This window comes from Streptomyces sp. E-08 (genome assembly GCF_049913095.1).
Lineage (GTDB): Bacteria > Actinomycetota > Actinomycetes > Streptomycetales > Streptomycetaceae > Streptomyces.
In genome coordinates this window covers 6,650,357-6,666,213 of sequence record NZ_CP183971.1, presented here as the reverse complement: position 1 = coordinate 6,666,213, position 15,857 = coordinate 6,650,357, and the positions used below count along the sequence as shown (strand labels likewise).

Below are 15,857 nucleotides of genomic sequence, written 5' to 3'. Positions count from 1 at the left end.
GGTCCCGGCGGGACGCCGGGCTACGCCCGGACCGCGTCCAGACCGTTCAGTTCCACCTCGACCGCCTCCCGCATGAGGGCGCGCGCGTGGTCGATCGCGAGGCCGCCGCTCAGCCACCGCATGCTCAGGCCTTCGAGGAGGGCGGTGAGCCGCTCGGCCGCGGCGGCGAGCGCGGCCGCGGGCGCCAGGGGCCGCACCTGGCCGAGGAGTCCGGCGATCTCCTGCACCCACACCAGGGTCGCGCGGGCGAGGTCCTCGCGCAGGACGGGGTCGAAGACGGCGCTCGCGCGCAGTTCGCCCCAGGCCGAGCTGTTCTCCCGGACCTCCGGGGTGTCCTGGAGCTCCAGGCAGAGGACCTGGTCGAGCTCCTCGCGCGGGCCGAGGGGCTCGGCGTCGGGGTCCTGCGCGGTGGTGTACCGCTCGGCCCGGTCGTTGATGAACTCCAGCGTGTGGCGCAGGATTCCGGTGCGGTCCTTGAAGTGGTAGTAGATCAGGCCGGTGGAGACCCCGGCCTCGGCGGCCAGTTCCTCCACGCGGAGCCCGCGGACGCCACGCCGGGCGATCACCCGGGCGGCTGCTTCAAGGATCTGAGTACTACGAGACGCCATGCCGTGAACCCTATCCGGAGCGGCGTACGGAGTGATCGACGGCGCCGCCCCGTCCGGGACCGTTCAGCCGTCCTTCCGGTACTGGCCGAGGACGACCGTGACCGGGCCGTCGCCCTGCGCCCCGTCGACGAGCCGGGCGATGACGAGCCGCCGGCCGTCGGGGCTGCGGACGCAGAACGGTCGCTCGTCGGCGAGGTCGTCGAGGGGCAGGCTCGTGACGGGTTCCGTCTCGATGCCGCGGTCGCAGTCCTCGGGGCTCAGCACGTACCCGGAGGCGACGAAGGCGTCCGCGTCCTCGGGCAGGACGAACGCGCCCTTGTCGCGGCTCAGGTACCAGTCGGCGGTCTCGGCGGGTACCACCCTCCCGGCGCCGAGGTCGAACTCGTAGCCGTCGTCGGGGGCGGTCAGCTCGACGTCGGTGTACCCCGGCGTGAACGAGGGGCCCGTCCCGGTCCCGTCCAGGTGGTACACGACCCCGGCCGCCGCCGCGAGCAGCCCGAGGACGGCGACGCCCGCGGCCAGGGGCGTACGCCCGCGCCGGACCCGGTGCGCCGGGGGCCCGCCGGGGGCGCGGTCGGCTCCGGTCCGGGGCTCCGGCACCCGCTGCGTGGGGACCGGGGCCGCGGGTCCCGCGTGGGTGGGCCGGTCGTGGAGCGAGGGCGCCCGGACGGGTGCCGCCCCGCCCGGCAGCTCCTCCCGCACCGCGCCCGGCAGCCAGCCCTCGTTGAACTCCGGGGCGGGTCCGACGGCCGGGTGCGCGTGCGCGGCGGCGATCAGCTCGGCCGGGGCGGGGCGCTCCTCCGGCCGCTTGGCGAGGCAGCGGTCGAGGAGGGCGTGGAGTTCGGCGGGGACGTGGGTGAGGTCGGCCGGCTCGTGGACCACGCGGTACAGCGCGGCCGACTCGGGACCGGCGCCGAACGGCAGCGCTCCTCCGGCGACGTAGGCGGCGAGCGCGCCGAGGGCGAAGACGTCGGTCGCGGGCGTCACCGCGAGGCCGAGGGCCTGCTCGGGCGCCATGTACGCGGCGGTGCCGATCCGCAGGCCGGTGCCGGTGAGTCCGGTGGCGTCGGCGGCGCGTGCGATGCCGAAGTCGATGACGCGCGGGCCGTCCTCGGCGATCAGGACGTTGGCCGGCTTGAGGTCGCGGTGGACGACGCCGGCGCCGTGGATGGCCTGGAGTGCCTCGGCGATCCCGGCGACCAGGAGCAGCACCGTGCGGACGGGGAGCGGGCCGTGGCGCTCGACGACCTGCTGGAGCGAGGGGCCGGGCACGTAGGCGGTGGCGAGCCAGGGGACGGGGTCGTCGGCTCCGTGGTCCACGACCTGCGCGGTGAAGAGGCCGTGGATGCGGCTCGCGCTGGCGACCTCCTGGGCGAAGCGCAGCCGGAACTCGGGGTCGGCGGCGAAGTCCTCGCGCACCGCCTTGAGGGCGATGGGCCGCCCGCCCGGGGTGTGGGCGAGATAGACGACGCCCATGCCGCCGGCGCCGAGCCGGGCCTGGATCCGGTAGCCGCCGATCTCTCGGGGGTCGTCGGGCGCCGGCGGCGCGTGGGCCGGCCGTGGCCCGGGAGGGTACGTGGAGGACATGAACACGATCGTGCCTTTGACTAAAGTTTCAGTCAATACGGCTCGGGCGGGACGGCCCGTGGGCCTTGCCACACAAGGGTCGCGCGCCCCGCTCCCGCCCGTCCGCCGACCGGGCGACACCGCGCCCGCCACGCCGTGCGGCCATTTGACTGAAAATCCGGTCAGCGCCACAGTGGCCCTCACGGCCACCCTCACTCACGCCCCGCCGCGCCGCCCGTCCCCGGGCGCTCGCCACCCGCGTGAGGCCAGGCCCGCGATTCCCGCCGCCGCGCGTCACGCGATCCGCCCGCCGCCGGACAGTCTCGCCCGCCCATGATCGGAGCACACCGTGTCCCACCCTCAGCCCTCCCGCCGCACGGCACTGCGGACCTTCGCCGGAATCGGCGGCGCCCTCGCCCTCGGCGCCGCCGCCTGCGGACCCGGGGAGTCCGTACAGGGCGGCGCCGCCGCCGGTACGAGCAGCAGCCCGGGCGCCCCGGACTCCGAGCGCCGCTTCGGCGCCGAATGGGAGAGCCACACCCGCACCTTCATGTCCTGGCCCGCCCTCACCTCCGTCTGGGGCGACGAGCTGCCCTACGTACGGGAGGACATCGCCCGCATCGCCCGGGCCGTCGGGGAGTACGAGGCGGTCGTCATGATGGCCCGCCCGGAGCAGCTGCCGGCGGCCCAGCGGGCGTGCGGCTCGCGGGTCGAGGTCATCCCGATGCCCGTCGACGACCTGTGGGCCCGCGACACCGTCCCCGTCTTCGTCGAGGACGACGGCGAGCTCGTCGGCATCGACTTCAACTTCAACGGCTGGGGCGACAAGCAGACCCACGACAACGACGCCCTGGTCGGCCGCAGGCTGCTCGCCAGGTACGACATCCCCCGCGAGGTGGCACCGCCCACCGCCGAGGGCGGCTCGTTCGAGACCGACGGCGAGGGCACGCTCCTCGTCACCGAGAGCTCGATCGTCAACAACAACCGCAACCGCGGGAAGACCCGGGACCAGATCGAGGACGAACTGATCGAGACGCTCGGCGTGGAGAAGGTGGTCTGGCTGGCGGGCGTCCGCGGCCAGGACATCACCGACGCGCACGTGGACAGCCTCGTACGGTTCACCGCGCCCGGCGTGGTCCTGCTCGACCAGGCCTTCCCCGGTTCGCCCCCGGACTCCTGGTCCCGCTCGGCCGACCAGGCCCGCGCGGTCCTGGAGAAGGCCACCGACGCCCGCGGCCGGCGCTTCGAGATCGTCGACCTGCCGCAGCCCGACCTTGACAAGATCACCGGCGAGGGCGACGACTTCGTGTCGACGTACGCCAACTTCTACGTCGCGAACGACTCCGTCTTCCTGCCGAAGTTCGGCGACCGGAAGGCCGACGACCGCGCGCGCGGGATCCTCCAGGAGCACTTCCCGAAGCGCGAGGTCGTCCAGCTCCAGATCGACACCATCGCCTCCGGCGGCGGCGGCATCCACTGCTCGACCCACGACCAGCCCGGCAGGCCCGCCGCCTGACCCCTCCCGGGAGGCGGCCCACCGGCCGCCGCGTCCCCCCGGGAGGTCAGGGCAGCTGCACGATCTGGATCAGATTGCCGCAGGTGTCGTCCAGGACCGCCGTGACGACCGGGCCCGCCTCCGTCGGTTCCTGGGTGAAGCGGACCCCGAGGGCGCTCAGCCGCTCGTACTCCGCGCGGACGTCGTCCACGGCGAAGGAGGTGGCCGGGATGCCGTCCGCGACCAGGGCGTACGCGTACGTCCTGGCGGCGGGGTGCGCGTCGGGCTCCAGGAGCAGTTCGGTGCCCTCGGGGGCCTCCGGCGACACGACGGTCAGCCAGCGGTAGTCGCCGAGGGGGACCTCCGTCTTCTTCACGAAGCCCAGCTTCTCCGTGTAGAAGGCGAGGGCCTTGTCCTGGTCGTCGACGAAGACACTGGTCACGTGGATCCGCATGGCGTTCTCCTCCTGCTACGGGCCTGAGCCGCCCGGGTACGGGGCCGAGCCCACCCCGGGCACGGGCGTGGGCCACCGACCCAACCACCTGCCCGCCGCCGCACGGGAACCCGACACGCCCCGCGGACGACTCCTCCAGGACCGACGGCCCCGGTGGAGGGCCCGGCGGGACGCGAACGGGACGGGTGGATGGGCGGACTGGACATACGGATGCGCGGGGTCTCCTGCCGGCACGGCCGCAGCGAGACGGTCGGCGGAGTCGACCTGGACATCGCCGCCGGCGAGCGCGTCGCGCTGACCGGCACGAACGGCTCCGGCAAGACGACCCTGCTGCGCGCCGTCCTCGGCCTGCACCGGCAGGTCGGCGGGACCGTCGAGGTCGGCGGCCGCGAGGCCCGCTCGGCGGCCGGATGGGCATGGCGGCGCCGGGCCTGCGCCTGGATACCGCAGAAGCCCGCCGCGGGCCGGTTCCCCCTGCTCGGCGAGGAACTCCTCGCGAGCGGCTCCGATCCGGCGGCGGCGGCGGAGGCGGCGGAGCTCCTCGGCGTGGGAGGGCTCGCCCGGCGGTCGGTCGACACGCTCTCCGGCGGGCAGTTGCAGCGCCTGTACGTGGCGCGGGCGGTCGGTGCCGTGACGGCGGGGGCGGGCGTGCTGCTCGCCGACGAACCCACCGCCGCCCTCGACTTCGACGGCCAGGAGGAGGCCGCCGGCCTGCTCACCGCGCTCCCCGTCACGCTGGTGGTGGTGACGCACGACCGCGCCCTCGCCGCACGCTGCGACCGGGTCCTTGAGATGGCGGCCGGCCGGCTCCGGGAGGTCCGGTGAGCACGGGATCTCTGAGCGCGCCGGACCGGGTGCACCTCGCCGCGGCCGACCTCGGCACCCTGCTCCAGCTGGTCCCCGTGCAGCGGGCCGGGCTCGCGCTGCTCGTCGCGGCGGTCGCCCTGCCGGTCGTCGGCGTCGTGATCGTCGGGCTCGACATCATGCCCGTGCGGTTCGCGATGATGCACGTCGCGCTGCTCGGGATCGCGGTAGGTCTGGTCACCGGGATCGACCCGATGGTCTGCGCCCTGATCGCCTGCGCCCTGTCCGGCGCGGGGATCGCCCCGCTGGCCCGCACGCCCGGAGGGCTGTCCGGCGCCATGGGCCTGCTGATGAGCCTGGCCATCGCCGCGGCGCTGCTCGTGCTCGCCGTGTCCGGGGTCAACGCCTCCGGGGCCTTCGCCCTGCTGTGGGGCTCCATCCTGTCCGTCGGCACCCCGGACCTCGTCGTCCTCGGCGTGCTCGCCGTCGTCGTGCCCGGACTGTTCTGGTGGCGGCGGCGCGAGATCGGCCTGCTGCTGTACGACCGGGAGCTCGCCGAGTGCTCGGGCGTGCCCGTCCGGGCGCTCACGACGGCCCTTCTGGTCCTGGTCGCCGTCGCGGTGGCCGGGGCCATCAAGCTCACCGGGGCGCTGCTCGTCGACGCCCTGACCCTGCTGCCCGCTCTGGCCGCCCGCCGGCTCGGCGGCTCCCTGAGGTCGATCACCCTGTGGGCGATCGGGATCGGGGTGGCGGTCAACCTGACCGGCTTCCTCGTGGCCCTGCGGCTCGACTGGCCGCCGGGTCCGGTCCTCGTCCTGACGGCGGGGGCGGTCGTCCTCGCCGTACACCTGCTTCCCGAACGGAGAAACCCCTCATGGCGCGCACCCGCGTCCGCATCACCTCCCCCGGCCCGCTCCTCGCACTGACCGCCGCGCTCCTGCTCACCGCCGGCTGCGGCGAGGAGGGCGCGGCCCGGACCGAGGACGGGAGGAAGGGCGCCGGTCCCTCGGTCGTCGTGACGACGACCTGGGAGGGCGCGTTCGCCCGGGCCGCGGGCGCCGAGGACGTCACGGTCATCGTCCCCCGCTCGGTGCACCACGCGCCCGACTACGACCCGAAGCCCTCGGACCTCGCGGCCGTCGCCGGGGCGGACTTCGTGCTGTACGCGCCCTTCGAGCCGTACGCCGCGAAGATCAAGGAGGCCGCCGGGTCGAAGGCGAAGCTGGTGGAGGTGAACCTCGACAACGACGCCGACAAGGTACGGTCCGAAGTGGCCCGGCTCGCCGGCCTGTTCGGCACCGAGGGCGCGGCGACGAAGTGGCGGGCGGGCTTCGACAGCGAGTACCACCGGCTCGGCAAGGAGCTGAAGGCCGCCTGGCCGGGCGGCCGGAGCCCCGTCGTCGTCACCCAGGTCTTCACCACGTGGTCGGCGAAGCTGGCGGGTGTGACACCGGTCGGCACGTACGGACCCGAGGCCGTCACCCCCGCCCAGCTCGCCGAACTCTCCTCCAGGAAGCCGGAGTTCGTCCTCGACAACGCCCACATGTCGACCGGTACGGTCCTGCCGGACTCGGGCGCCGAGCAGGTCGAGATCGTCAACTACCCGGACGAGAGCCTGGACCTGGTCGAGGTGTACCGGGGCGCCGCCGCCGAGCTGAAGAAGGCGCTGGGCTCGTAGGGGCCGGGCGGATCGCCCGGAGGGGCCCGGTGACCGGTGTCACCGGGCCCTTCGTGTCAGGCCGCCCCGCGCGAGGCCCCCGCCGGCTCCGCTTCGCTCGCGCCGACCCGGCGGGCGAGGGCCGCGCGGTCGGGCTTGCCCGCCGCCGTGAGGGGCAGTTCGGCGACGACGAGCAGCCGCTCGGGATGCTTGCGCGGTTCGAGACCGAGGACGGTCAGGAACCCGCCGAGGGAGTCGAGGGTGGGCGCCGGGCCGTCGCCCGTGGGCACGACGCAGGCAGCCAGGCGCTCCCCCATGAGCGGATCGGGGACCCCGACGCAGACCACGTCCCGGATCCGGGGGTGGCCGGCGAGCGCCCGCTCCACCTCCGCGGGGCTGATGTTGGCGCCGCCCCGGATGACGACGTCCTTGAGCCGGCCGACCACGTGCAGCAGGCCGTCGGCGTCGAGGAGGCCGAGATCCCCGGTGCGGACCCAGCCGTCCTCCGTGCGGTGGCGGGCGTCGAGTTCGGGCGCGCCCACGTAGCAGAGCGGCGTCATCGGGCCTCGGGAGAGGATCTCGCCGACGGCGCCGTCGGGGAGGGGCCGGTGGGTGTCGGGGTCGGCGATGCGGATGTCGGTGACCCGGGGGTCGGGCCGTCCCGCGACGACGCCCGTCCCGTCGGCGGGCGGCAGCGCCTCGCCGAGGCCGGTGTGGCAGTTGACGCCGTCGGCGGAGCCGTAGAGGTTGACCACCGCGCAGCCGAAGGCCTTCGCCGCCGCCTCCGCCGTCCGCGCGTCGAGGGGGGCGCCCCCGAGCACCAGGGCGGTCGGGGCCGGCAGGGGCTCCGTACCGTCCGGCTCCCGGTCGAGGCGCTCCAGCATCATGCGGACCATCGTCGGGACGCCGAGGACGTGGGTCGGCGCGTGAGCGCGGATCGCGGCGAGCGCCGCCTCCGGGGTGAAGTGGTCGAGCAGGACGAGGGTCCCGCCGTGCCGGACGAGCGTCACGGCGGTGCCGTTGGAGCCGAACGCCGACGCCAGCGGGACGAGGAACAGGCAGCGCGGCGGTCTTCCGTCGGGGATCAGGGAGGCCAGGAAGTTGCCCCGGCCGCCGGCCAGGGCGTTGTGCGAGTACGCGACCATCTTCGGCTCCGCCTCGGAGCCGGAGGAGACGAGGATCCGGGCGGCGGACTCGGGGTCGGGCCGGGCGGGCACGAACCCGGTGGCGTCGGTGCGCAGGAGCCGGGCCATCGGCACCGTCCCCTCGGGCGCGGTGCCCGGTCCCGCGGCGACGACGTGCCGGAGCGCGGGCAGCGCGGTCCGCAGGGCGTGCAGGTCGGCGGCGGGGTGCGCGCCGCGGTGGGCGGTGGCGGCGAGGACGGCGACGGCGCGGGCCCGGCCGAGGAGGCTCTCGGCCTCCCGTACGCCGCGTCCCACCGGGAACGGCAGTGCGACGGCGCCGAGGGCGGCGAGCGCCAGGTCGGCGACGACGGCGTCGCGGTGGTTGGGGAGCTGGACGCCGACGAAGTCGCCGGGTCCGATGCCGAGCCCGGCGAGCCCGGCGGCGAGACAGCGGGCTCTGCGGTCGAGGGCGGTGTAACAGAGCGCGCCCTTGGCGTCGAGGAGGGCCGTACGGTGCGGGTCGGCGATCCGCCGGGCCCGGAACAGGCCGTACAGGTCGAGGTCGGGACAACTGCCGTCCGCCGCCCAGGAACGCCGGAGGGCGACGGGAAGAAGATCACGCAGCACGAGCCGCTCGGCGCCCTCGGCCACGGGGACCTGGGGGGCCGGGGGCGCGGCCGGCTCGATGGGCGGTGGTGTGGTCGGGCGGGTGGTCATGCGTGGCTCCAGGGGTCGGGGACGGCGGGTGCGCCGTGCGCGTCCCGGCCGATCGGGCCGGTCAGGCGCGGGTCGTGGTGCAGCTCGTTCAGGTCGGTCGTGACGCGGGTGGCGGCCAGTCCGTGCCGGCCCAGCTGCTCCAGGGCCTCGCGGGTGGAGAGCTCCCGCAGGTCGTACGCGGCGGTGGCCGGGGCGCAGGCGTCCGTGGCCGCGACCCAGCCGTCGGCGGTGCGCACGGGCTGCCGGAAGCCGGCCGGGCGGCGCGGGTCGTGCCCCCGCCGGGCCCGGTCGAGCGCGGGCCCGGTGAGGGTGTCCGCGGCGCCGAGCAGCGAGGAGTCGGCACGGACGCCGCGCCCGGTGCGTTCGCGGAGCAGCAGGCCCGCGAGGACGGCCTCGGCGCCGAGGAGCCCGCCGAGGACGTCGAGGAGCGTCATGAGGGACGGCGCGGGCGGCTCCCCCGCCGGGCGGACGGCCTCGCCGGTGCCGGTGCGGGCCTGGACCATGAAGTCCGTGCCCATGGGGGCGTCGTCGACGCGGTCGGCCCAGCCGCTGGTGTACGCGTGCACGAGGGCCGGGTTGACGGCGCTCAGGTCGTCGGCGTCGAGGCCGAGCGCGGCGGCCTTGCCGGGTGCCCAGTTGTGCAGGAACACGTCGGCCCCGGCGACCAGTTCCTTCAGCCGGCCGCGGTCCCGTCCGGACTTGATGTCGATCTCGACGGCCTTCTTGCCCCGGTTGAGCGCCAGCCAGCGGGCCGAGACGCCGGAGCAGGCGGGCGGCATCCCGCGCAGCGGGTCGCCGCCCGGCGGCTCGATCCGGATCACCTCGGCGCCGAGCAGCCCGAGGAGGTGCGCGGCGAGCGGCGCCTGGATCCTCCGCCCCGCCTCCAGGACGGTGAGCCCGGCGAGGGGTCGTCCGGGCGGCAGGTCGCGGGGGGTGGACGCGTGGCCCGGGCCGAGGACCCGGAGGGCCCACGGGTCCGCCCCGTCGTCCTCGTGGGCGCGCTCGGCGAGGGTGTGCAGCGGGCACACCTCGGCGCCCGACAGGGCGGCCGCGTGCCGGACGCGGTCCATCGGGTGGGCCTGGGTCACGGCGTGCAGGGCGGCGGCGAAGGGCGCGCAGGCGGTGGCGTAGCGGAACTGGAAGGGCCGCCAGCCGTGCCGTATCGCCTCGGCGGGGGCGTCGAGCGCCTGCCAGAACGCGGCCCAGGCTCCGGGGTCGAGCGTCTCCAGCTCGAACAGAACGCCGTCGGCGGAGGTGAAGGGCGGTCCTCCCGGGGCGAGTTCGGCGGCCTCCGCCTCGTCGGCTCCGGCGGCGGCGAGGTACTGGGAGACGACGAGGAGCCCGGCGCGGTCGGCACTCGTGGTGAGGGTCCCGGCAGGCCGGCCGCCACGCGCCTGGCCCAGGAGGTCCGCGAGCAGGCCCTGCACGGCGAGGACGCCGGTGGCCGTGGCCAGGTAGTCGGCTGCGAGTCCGCGCGGGGCTCCGTCGCGCCGCCCGTGGATACTCATCACGCCGGTCGCCGCCTGGACGGTGGCCTCGTCGACGAGGCCCGAGCCGGGCGGGCCCCAGGCCGCGCGTGCCGTGGCGGGGGCGAAGGCGCCGCCGGTGAGGACGGTGTGCGCCTCGCCGGTGGGAGCGGTGTGCACATCGCCGTCGTCCTCGGCGCCCGCGTGCCGCCGCCGGGCGCCGAGCCGTCCGAGGTGGTCGTCCACGACCCTGGTCAGCGGCGGGGGTCCCGTCACGTGGAAGGCCAGTGTGTCGAGTGGCCGGACGGTCTGCGGGGTCGCTGGGGACGCCATGCCTCTCCTCTCGTCGCGCGGCGGTGGCCGGCGCTGTGGGTCCGTACGGATCGGGGGGAACCGCCGGGCCGGTCCGCCCGACCCCTTCCCCGGGCAGACAGTCGGACGGGTGTTCTGCCGAGTTCCCGGAGCGGGAAGAGGAGAGCGGAGTGGAGACGTGACGGTCGGCGGCGGCGCGATACGGGGCGGGGAGGAATGGCGCCCGCGGGTGGCGGAGTTCGTACGGGATCGGGTGATCCCGTACGAGCCGGAGCTCGAAGCGGGCGGTCCGGTCGCCGCGGCCGTGCGGAGCCGGCTGCGCGCCGAGGCGCGGGAACGCGGCCTCTGGGCCCTGCCGTTGCCCGCGGAGCTGGGCGGCGGCGGCCTTCCCCTCGCCGCGTACGCCTCGGTGGCGGAGGCCGAGGGCGCCAGCGACCACGGCCCGGCCGCGCTGGGTTCGGCCACGCTGCTCGACGTGACGATGCTGGCGCGGCACGGCTCGCCCGTCGTACGGGAGGAGGTCCTCGGGCGGCTGGTCTCCGGGGAGCTGCGGACGTGTTACGCGATGACGGAGCCGGACACCCCGGGGAGCGAGCCCGTCCTCACCGCCACCCGGGCGGACCGGCGGCCGGGCGGCGCCTGGAGCGTGACGGGACGGAAGTGGTTCGTCTCGGGCGCGGGCGACGCGGACCTGGTGACGGTCCTGGCGCGGACGAGCGGGGCCGCCGGTGACCGGGACGGCCTGTCGCTGCTGCTGGTGCCCACGTCCGCGCCCGGGTTCAGGGTGGTGCGCGAGCTGCCGGTGCTCGGCGCGGGAGGGCAGTACGAGATCGCGTTCGACGGTGTCGTCGTCCCCGACGACCACCTCGTCGGCGAACCGGGGCAGGCACTCGCCGTCGCCGGCGAGCGACTCCAACTCGGACGCGTCCTGCGGGCGTTGCGCTGGATCGGGCAGGCCCAGCGCGCCTTCGACCTGATGTGCGCGCGGGCCCGCGCGCGCGAGGGCGTGCGGGGCCCGCTCTCCGCCCGGCCCCTGGTCCAGCAGCACGTGTTCGAGGCCCTGCTCGCCCTGCGGACGACCCGCCCCCTCGTGTACGAGGCGATGGACCTGGTCGCCTCGGGCCGGGACGCGCACGTGGAGGTGGGCCTCGCGAAGACCGCCGCCGCCCGGACCCTCCAGTCGGTGGCGGACCGCGCCGTCCAGGTCCACGGCGCGGCGGGGCTCGGCCCCGACACACCGCTGCCCGCGCTCCTGCGCACGGGCAGGACGGCCCGCGTGCTCGACGGCCCCGACGAGCTGCACATCACGTCGGTCGCCCGGCGCGTCCTGCGCGCCCACGACTGAACCCGAAGTCGACCGGGAGGTCCCGCTGTTCGGCGGGGAGGGCCGGTTCGCCCCTACACCTCTTCCAGGTCCACCAGGCCGAGCAGGGCGCCGAGCCCGAGGGCCAGGAAGTAGTCGCCCCAGACGAGTGCGTGGCGGACGGCCGTGCCCGAGGCCGCGTCGTAGCAGCCGTCCCCCAGCAGCCCGGCCGGCCGTGGCGCGCCCGGCGGGGTGAGGTGGGTCCCGGTCAGGTGACGGAGGACGTCCCCGGCGCGCGTGCGGTACGCGGCGGCCGCCGGTCCGGGCAGGAGCGCCAGCTTCAGCAGGGCGACCGCGCCGATCGCGGCGGCGGAGGTGTCGAGGGGCCCGTCCGGGTGGTGCGCCCGGGCGGGCGGGACCGGGGGGCCGCAGAGGAACTCCCCTTGCCTCAACACCAGTTCCGCGGCCTCGTGCAGTCTCTCCGGTCGCCAGACGGCGCTCCCCGCGCGCAGCAGCGCGTCCGCGACGGCCAGGAGCAGCCACGCCTCGCCCCTCGTCCAGCCGGGTTCCGGATCGGGGCAGGGCCGCCAGCCGGTGCGGCCCGTGAACTCCCATGCGGGAATCGGACGTTCGGAGTCGACGGCGCCGAGGCACAGCTCGAGGTGGCGGTGGAGATGACCGGCAGCCTTCGCCTCTCCGTTCGCCCCGGCGGAGGCGAGCAGCGGGACGAGGCCGGGGACGCCGTCCGCGCGAGCCCGTGACCGGGGGCCGCCGAGGGCCGCTCCCCACGGGACGAGTCCGAGGTCCGGGTCGTACGCGGCGAGGGCCGACCGGGCCGCCCGTTCACGCAGGAGCCCGGCTTCCGCGCCGCCGCCGAGGGCCGTTCCGTACCAGAGGATCAGGCCCCGGGTCGCGGTGTCCGCCTCCGCCCAGGGCGCCAGCCGGGCCGTGCACGCGGCCGCCGCCGCGCGGTCGGCGGGCTCGCCCGTCCGGCGGGCCCGCAGCCGGAGCAGCCCGGCCCAGAACCCGCCGGTCCAGGAACCCCGCCCGGTCGTGGTCCAGCGCCCGTCGACGGGATCCGCGTACAACGGGAACCGGTCCCCCACCTGCCGGGCCGTCTCGCCGACCCGCCGGAGCACCGCGTCCAACGCCTCGTCCGCCCAGCGGAGCTCACTCATGGCGTCACCGCCTCCCTCCGCGCCCGGCGGTCCCGGACCGCCCAGGCCAGGGCGACCGCTCCGGCCAGCGCGAACTCGGCGGCCACCAGACCCCACCCGGTCCCGTGGCGGCCGCTCTCCGCGAGGCGCCCGAAGAGCGGGGGCCCGAGGGCGAACCCGGCGAAGAACCCGGCGGCCACCCGAGCCGAGTCCCGCCCGGCCCGGCCCGGCGCGGAACGCTGCATGACGAGCACCATGGAGACGGCGTTGCCGGACACCGCGAACGCGCCCACCGCCACCGCGGCCACCCAGACCAGCGGTTCCGCGTACGGGGCGGCGACCAGGAGCGCCGCCGCGCCGACCGCCCCGGCCGCGAGCCCACCCGGCAGCCACTCGGCGCGGCCGGGGACGGCCGCCCGCGACCACCCGACCCGGCCCGCGATGCCCGCCACGCCGAGCACGGCGATCAGCCCGCCCGCCACGGCCGGACCCATGCCGAGGCGCTGGACGCCGAACAGCACGAGATACGTGTTCACGGACGCGATCCCGGCGCCCAGGAACAGCGAGAACCCGGCCAGCCAGGTCACGGCCCCGCCGAACCGCTCGGCGACGGGAACCGGTTCGGCCCCGGCTCCTTCGGCCACGACGGGCCGCTCACCGCTCCGGCCCGGCGCGGGATCAGCCCCGTTCCGGCCGGGCGCGCCCGTAGGCGTACGGCCCGCCGCCGGGTCCGGATCCGCCGGCAGCGACCGCCACGCCCACACCGCCGCCAGGAGTGCCGCGCCCGCCGCCGCCCCGACCGCGCCCCGCCAGCCGACGAGACCGGCGGCCGTGGCGAGCGGCAGTCCGGCGGCGAAGGCCCCGAGCTGCACGCCGGACTGCTTCGTCCCGGTCACCGCGCCCCTCCGCGGGGCGGGCACGGCGGCCAGGATCGCCTTGTTGGTCGCCGGATTGGCCAGGGCCTGCGGCACACCGCCGAGCGCGACGGCGGCGAGCAGCAGACCCACGCCCGGGGCGGCGGCGATGAGCCCGAGCGCCGCCGCCGAGAGCACGAGCAGGGCGACCAGGGAGCGGCGGGAGCCGGCCCGGTCGACGATCCGGCCGCCGACGGGCGAGAGCACGGCCGCCGTTCCGAACCCGACCGTCGTCGTCAGGCCCAACTCGGTCTCGGTGACGCCGAGTCGGTCGACCAGCCGCGGACCGAGCGCGCCCAGCAGGAAGAGCTGCATCATCGAGAAGGCCATGGCGGTCGTGAGCAGCGCGGTCAGGCCCCGGCCAGGGCTTCCGTGCCCGGCCGGCGCCTCCGTCGCCGTCCTCTCGGTCCTCACGCGCCTCCCCTTCCGACGACGGTCGAGGCCCGGACGCGTCGGCCGCCGACCGGAGAAGTCGGCCCGGACGGCACGGGAGTTCCCGGGGCGGTCTTGTGGGACGCACCACATCTCGCGTAGGCATGTGCCGGACAGGTCGAGGGGGCGGCCACGGTGGCGACGCCCGCCCGTACACCTCCGGAAGGGGTGCGAGGATGGGCGCGCCATGACACCAGGCCGATGTTCCCGAGCCGTGCGCGCCGCGATGTTCGCGGCCGTCTGCGTGCTGCTCGCGGCCACCGGCCACATCCTCATGTCGGGCCACGCCGTGCCCGGCCGGACGCTGGGGGCGGCCCTCGCCGGGACGGCGGTGGCGGCGTGGTTCCTGGGCGGGCGTGAGCGCGGGCTCCTGGCCGTGACCTGGGCCGCCGTCGCCTTCCAGTCCGCGCTCCACCTGGTCTTCTCGTGGTCGCAGTCGACGGCGGGCGCGCCGTCGGCCGACCACGCGGTCATGGGCCACGGCGGCATGACCATGGATCACATGACCGGGGATCACCTGCCGATGCGTCACATGGGCATGGGTCACATGAGCATGACCTCCGCGGCGATGGATCACGCGGGCATGGCCATGGACCACATGGCCATGGGGCACACGGCTGCCGCGTCCTCCCCGGTCGTGCCCTCCGGGCACGACATGACGGACATGACCTCCTCGGCCGGCATGCTCGCCGCCCACCTCCTCGCCGCGCTGCTCAGCGGCCTCTGGCTCGCGCTCGGCGAGCGGGCCGTGTTCCGTCTCCTGCGTGCCGTTCCCGCCCGGCTCCTGCGGCCCATCGGCCTGCTCGGGCTGCTCGGACTGCTCCTCGCGGTGCCGCCCGCGGCCGTGGACCGGCCGCGGATCCGCCGTGCGCGGCCAGGTGACGGGCGGGTCCCCCGGCGTCTTCTCCTCGCACGCGCGCTGCTCACGAGAGGGCCCCCTCGGGCGATCGCTGTCCTCTGACAGCCGGATCCCCGGGGGCGAAGGACACCCAGGTGCCTCGCCCCGGGCATCGGCCCGCCCCTCGGCGAGCCGTACGACTCACCGGCGGCGCCCGAACCGCGCGCCGGACCCCTCTTGCCCTAAGGACCTGTGGCGATGACTCCTGCCCCGCACACCCCCACCCACCCCCCACTTGTGAACGCGCGCACAAGCTCTTCGCGCACGCTGCCCTCGGCCGAGAGCGACGCGGCGACCACCCGTCTCGCGCTGGCCGCCCGGGACGGCGGCCCCTCCCAGGCCGACCTGTTCGTGCGGGCCCTGCACCGGGACGTCTGGCGGTACGTGGCGTACCTCAGCGCCGACCGGCAGGCGGCCGACGACCTCACCCAGGAGGTCTTCCTGCGGGCGCTCACCGCGCTGCCCCGTTTCGAGGGACGCTCCTCCGCCCGCACCTGGCTGCTCTCCATCGCCCGCCGCACGGTCGTGGACAGTCTGCGGCGCGCGGCCGCCCGGCCCCGGCTCTCGGACCAGGACGACTGGCAGACGGCGGCCGAGCGGGCGCAGCCGCGCGGGCTCCCCGGGTTCGAGGACGGCATCGCCCTCGCGGAGCTCCTCGCGGCGATCCCGGCGGAGCGCCGGGAGGCCTTCGTCCTGACCCAGCTCCTGGGCCTGTCCTACGCGGAGGCCGCCCAGACGGCCGCCTGTCCGGTCGGCACGATACGGTCCCGGGTCGCCCGGGCCCGTGCTTCTCTCGTCGCGCTCCTGACCGCGGAAGAGGAGCGGGATCCGGCCGCGCCGGCCGAGGAGGACGGTCCTGTGCGGCCGCGTCAGCCGTCGCGCGCGATGCCGGTCCTCGCCTGACCCGGGCCACCCTGGTGCCGCCGGTCGGCGGCACCAGGGTGACCCGG

The 15,857-nt window shown here is 76.2% G+C and carries 14 protein-coding genes; 7 read left to right on the top strand and 7 right to left on the bottom strand.

What is annotated here, in order from left to right:
• Positions 1-20: 20 nt before the first annotated feature.
• Entirely contained in the window at positions 21-608 is a 588-nt protein-coding gene (locus ACN9MM_RS30665; RefSeq protein WP_426366956.1) for a TetR/AcrR family transcriptional regulator, read from the bottom strand.
• Between the two features lie 63 nt (positions 609-671).
• Positions 672-2,195 carry a serine/threonine-protein kinase gene (locus ACN9MM_RS30660; protein ID WP_426366955.1) on the bottom strand — a complete coding sequence of 508 codons (1,524 nt, stop codon included), beginning with the start codon at positions 2,193-2,195 and terminating at the stop codon, positions 672-674.
• 328 nt (positions 2,196-2,523) lie between these two features.
• Here ACN9MM_RS30660 and ACN9MM_RS30655 point away from each other — a divergent pair, with 328 nt between their 5' ends.
• Positions 2,524-3,690: an agmatine deiminase family protein gene (locus ACN9MM_RS30655; RefSeq protein ID WP_426366954.1), complete on the top strand. Its 1,167-nt coding sequence runs from the start codon at positions 2,524-2,526 to the stop codon at positions 3,688-3,690.
• A gap of 46 nt (positions 3,691-3,736) precedes the next feature.
• Here ACN9MM_RS30655 and ACN9MM_RS30650 read toward each other — a convergent pair whose 3' ends face one another.
• Positions 3,737-4,123, bottom strand: a complete 387-nt coding sequence (locus ACN9MM_RS30650; protein WP_426366953.1) for a VOC family protein — start codon at positions 4,121-4,123, stop codon at positions 3,737-3,739.
• Between the two features lie 189 nt (positions 4,124-4,312).
• Here ACN9MM_RS30650 and ACN9MM_RS30645 point away from each other — a divergent pair, with 189 nt between their 5' ends.
• Genes ACN9MM_RS30645 through ACN9MM_RS30635 form a run of 3 tightly spaced genes read left to right on the top strand, consistent with a single transcriptional unit; the run spans position 4,313 to position 6,605 of the window.
• Positions 4,313-4,948 carry an ATP-binding cassette domain-containing protein gene (locus ACN9MM_RS30645; protein ID WP_426366952.1) on the top strand — a complete coding sequence of 212 codons (636 nt, stop codon included), beginning with the start codon at positions 4,313-4,315 and terminating at the stop codon, positions 4,946-4,948.
• Complete coding sequence (locus ACN9MM_RS30640) at positions 4,945-5,853, top strand: metal ABC transporter permease (RefSeq protein WP_426366951.1); 909 nt, start codon at positions 4,945-4,947, stop codon at positions 5,851-5,853. Before ACN9MM_RS30645 ends, ACN9MM_RS30640 begins: the two co-directional genes overlap by 4 nt.
• A complete protein-coding gene (locus ACN9MM_RS30635; protein ID WP_426366950.1) occupies positions 5,802-6,605 on the top strand; it encodes a metal ABC transporter solute-binding protein, Zn/Mn family in 804 nt (267 codons plus the stop codon). The genes ACN9MM_RS30640 and ACN9MM_RS30635 overlap by 52 nt, the downstream gene beginning before the upstream one ends.
• A 56-nt stretch (positions 6,606-6,661) precedes the next feature.
• On the opposite strand, the gene ACN9MM_RS30630 is transcribed toward ACN9MM_RS30635, so the two are convergent.
• Positions 6,662-8,425: a class I adenylate-forming enzyme family protein gene (locus tag ACN9MM_RS30630; protein WP_426366949.1), complete on the bottom strand. Its 1,764-nt coding sequence runs from the start codon at positions 8,423-8,425 to the stop codon at positions 6,662-6,664.
• The gene (locus ACN9MM_RS30625; RefSeq protein ID WP_426366948.1) at positions 8,422-10,224 is read right to left on the bottom strand and encodes a CoA transferase; all 1,803 of its coding nucleotides are present in this window, start codon (positions 10,222-10,224) and stop codon (positions 8,422-8,424) included. Before ACN9MM_RS30625 ends, ACN9MM_RS30630 begins: the two co-directional genes overlap by 4 nt.
• A gap of 157 nt (positions 10,225-10,381) precedes the next feature.
• On the opposite strand from ACN9MM_RS30625, the gene ACN9MM_RS30620 reads away from it, so the two are divergent.
• Positions 10,382-11,548: an acyl-CoA dehydrogenase family protein gene (locus ACN9MM_RS30620; RefSeq protein ID WP_426366947.1), complete on the top strand. Its 1,167-nt coding sequence runs from the start codon at positions 10,382-10,384 to the stop codon at positions 11,546-11,548.
• A gap of 53 nt (positions 11,549-11,601) precedes the next feature.
• Here ACN9MM_RS30620 and ACN9MM_RS30615 read toward each other — a convergent pair whose 3' ends face one another.
• Both ACN9MM_RS30615 and ACN9MM_RS30610 read right to left on the bottom strand, forming a co-directional pair.
• The gene (locus ACN9MM_RS30615; RefSeq protein ID WP_426366946.1) at positions 11,602-12,684 is read right to left on the bottom strand and encodes a sugar ABC transporter permease; all 1,083 of its coding nucleotides are present in this window, start codon (positions 12,682-12,684) and stop codon (positions 11,602-11,604) included.
• The gene (locus ACN9MM_RS30610) at positions 12,681-13,991 is read right to left on the bottom strand and encodes an MFS transporter (protein WP_426366945.1); all 1,311 of its coding nucleotides are present in this window, start codon (positions 13,989-13,991) and stop codon (positions 12,681-12,683) included. Before ACN9MM_RS30610 ends, ACN9MM_RS30615 begins: the two co-directional genes overlap by 4 nt.
• Before the next feature lie 232 nt (positions 13,992-14,223).
• On the opposite strand from ACN9MM_RS30610, the gene ACN9MM_RS30605 reads away from it, so the two are divergent.
• Both ACN9MM_RS30605 and ACN9MM_RS30600 read left to right on the top strand, forming a co-directional pair.
• On the top strand, positions 14,224-14,970 hold the full coding sequence (locus ACN9MM_RS30605) for a hypothetical protein (protein WP_426366944.1): 747 nt from the start codon (positions 14,224-14,226) through the stop codon (positions 14,968-14,970).
• A gap of 135 nt (positions 14,971-15,105) precedes the next feature.
• Positions 15,106-15,810, top strand: a complete 705-nt coding sequence (locus ACN9MM_RS30600; protein WP_426366943.1) for a sigma-70 family RNA polymerase sigma factor — start codon at positions 15,106-15,108, stop codon at positions 15,808-15,810.
• Positions 15,811-15,857 lie beyond the last annotated feature (47 nt).